The organism is Pseudomonas folii (genome assembly GCF_014357575.1).
Classification (GTDB): Bacteria; Pseudomonadota; Gammaproteobacteria; order Pseudomonadales; family Pseudomonadaceae; genus Aquipseudomonas; species Aquipseudomonas folii.
This window is the reverse complement of the sequence record NZ_JACONW010000286.1, coordinates 1-2548: the sequence shown is the minus strand read 5'-3', so window position 1 is coordinate 2548 and position 2548 is coordinate 1. Positions and strand designations below refer to the sequence as shown.

Annotated in this window: 3 protein-coding genes; 2 read left to right on the top strand and 1 reads right to left on the bottom strand. The window is 59.7% G+C overall.

Annotated features, from left to right (window positions below):
• Positions 1 to 44: 44 nt before the first annotated feature.
• On the bottom strand, positions 45 to 719 hold the full coding sequence (radC, locus tag H8S59_RS26740; RefSeq protein ID WP_095093252.1) for a RadC family protein: 675 nt from the start codon (positions 717 to 719) through the stop codon (positions 45 to 47).
• A gap of 133 nt (positions 720 to 852) precedes the next feature.
• Between radC and coaBC the strand changes: the two genes are divergently transcribed.
• Complete coding sequence (gene coaBC / locus H8S59_RS26735; RefSeq protein WP_027899859.1) at positions 853 to 2061, top strand: bifunctional phosphopantothenoylcysteine decarboxylase/phosphopantothenate--cysteine ligase CoaBC; 1209 nt, start codon at positions 853 to 855, stop codon at positions 2059 to 2061.
• Positions 2062 to 2067: 6 nt separating this feature from the next.
• The gene (dut, locus tag H8S59_RS26730) at positions 2068 to 2523 is read left to right on the top strand and encodes a dUTP diphosphatase (protein WP_095093254.1); all 456 of its coding nucleotides are present in this window, start codon (positions 2068 to 2070) and stop codon (positions 2521 to 2523) included.
• Positions 2524 to 2548 lie beyond the last annotated feature (25 nt).

Here is a 2548-nt window from a genome sequence, read left to right as displayed (position 1 = left end):
CACATAGAGCCGAGTTTGCTTCGCGACAGCGTTGCTGCCTCCGCCTACATCAACCCGCACTCCACCATCGACAGCGGGTCACCGTCGCCAATGATCAGGTGATCCAGCACTTTCACGTCGATCAGCCACAACGCGTCGCGCAGGCGTTTGGTCAGGTCTATGTCTGCCTGGCTGGCGTCGGTGATGCCCGAAGGGTGGTTGTGGCAGAGGATCAGGCTGGCCGAGTTGTGGGCCAAAGCGCGTTTGACCACCTGCCGGGGATGCACGTGGGCGCAGTTGATCGAACCGTGGAACAGTATTTCGAAAGCCTGAACCCGGTGCTTGTTGTCCAGAAACAGGCAGCCAAATACCTCATGGGGTTCGTGGCGCAACAGCGCTTTGAGGTAGTTGCGCACCTGCTCCGGACTTTCAAGGGCGGAATCGCGTTTCAGGGTTTCCGCCATGTGTCGGCGAGCCATTTCCATGACAGCCTGCAACTGCGCGAATTTGGCGGGCCCAAGCCCCAGGTGTGAGCTGAACATGGTCAGGTCAGCATCCAGTAACGGTCGCAGCCCACCGAATTGATTCAACAGGTAACGGGCGAGGTCTACAGCGCTTTTTCCGGCCACCCCGGTACGCAGGAAAATAGCCAGCAGCTCTGCGTCGGACAGGCTTGCCGAACCCAGCTCCAGCAGCCGCTCACGCGGGCGTTCGGCCTCGGGCCAGTTGCGAATACTCATACCACCTCCATGTGTGTGGGGACCGCTGTTCCAGCACGGTCGCTGTGCTATCTTAGCCCATCTTTTTTGCGCGGCGATCGGCCTGGGGAAACGCCCATCGCCGCCGCGTACCACTCGACTAAAAGGCAGGCCTATGCAGCGGCTGTATCGAAAACGCATCGTTCTTGGCGTTGGCGGCGGTATCGCGGCCTACAAGAGCGCAGAACTGGTCAGACGCTTGCGTGACCAGGGTGCTGAAGTGCGTGTCGTCATGACCCGAGGTGGCGCTGAGTTCATCACCCCGCTGACCATGCAGGCTTTGTCCGGGCACCCGGTTCATCTGGATTTGCTCGACCCGGCCGCAGAAGCAGCGATGGGGCATATCGAACTGGCCAAGTGGGCCGATCTGATACTGATTGCGCCCGGCACTGCGGACCTTATTGCGCGTTTGGCACAAGGTATTGCCAATGACTTGCTGACCACCATTGTTCTGGCCACCGACGCCATTGTGGCGGTGGCTCCGGCAATGAATCAGGCGATGTGGCGCGACGCTTCCGTGCAGGCCAACATCCGCCTGCTGGAAGAACGTGATTTCCGCATATTCGGCCCCGCTTCCGGCAGCCAGGCCTGTGGCGATGTCGGCTTCGGGCGCATGCTTGAACCCGACGATCTGGCCCAGTCCGCCGCCGATTGCTTCCAGCGTCTGTCCCTGACCGGTAAGCATGTGTTGATCACGGCGGGCCCGACGCAGGAAAACATCGACCCGGTGCGTTACATCACCAATCACAGCTCCGGCAAAATGGGCTTTGCCCTGGCTGAGGCTGCGATTGAGGCTGGCGCACGCGTCACACTGATCACCGGCCCGGTTAACCTGCCGACCCCGGATCGCGTGTCGCGCATCGATGTGGTCAGTGCCAGGGACATGCTGGCCGCCTGCGAGGCTGCTATTCCGTGCGACCTGTTCATCGCCTCCGCAGCGGTCGCGGATTACCGTCCTGAAGTGGTTGCCCCGCACAAACTCAAAAAAGACCCGTCCACGGGTGACGGCCTGTTGCTGCAGATGGTCCGTAACCCGGACATTCTGGCGACCATCGCCACCCGCCCGGATCGCCCTTTCAGTGTGGGCTTTGCCGCTGAAACTGAACACCTGCTCGACTATGCTGCACGCAAGCTCAAGGACAAGAATCTTGATCTGATCGTCGCCAACGATGTTGCCAACCCCAGCATCGGCTTCAACAGCGAAGAGAATGCTTGCAGCGTGATCGACCGCGCGTTGCATGCAACGATTTTTGCCCAGACCAGCAAGGGCAAGATTGCCCGCCAGCTGATCACTTTTATCGCCGAACGAATGAACCAGGTTTAATTACGAATGCACGCTCTACAAGCCAAGATCCTCGACCCTCGCATTGGCAGCGAATTTCCTTTGCCGGCTTATGCCACCGTCGGTTCCGCCGGGCTTGACCTGCGCGCCATGCTCAAGGAAGACACTGTGCTTGAGCCAGGCCAGACGCTGTTGATCCCAACCGGTCTGTCGATCTACATCGGTGATCCTGGTTTGGCGGCATTGATCCTGCCGCGCTCGGGTCTTGGTCACAAACACGGTATCGTGCTGGGTAATCTGGTGGGTCTGATCGACTCCGATTACCAGGGCGAACTGATGGTCTCCTGCTGGAATCGCGGGCAGACTGCTTTCAATATTTCCATTGGCGAGCGCATTGCTCAACTGGTGCTGGTACCGGTGGTGCAGGCGCATTTCGAACTGGTTGAAGAGTTCGATGAAAGCCAACGCGGTGCTGGCGGTTTCGGTCACTCAGGCAGTCACTGACCTTGAGCCGATGACTTGTCGCCGG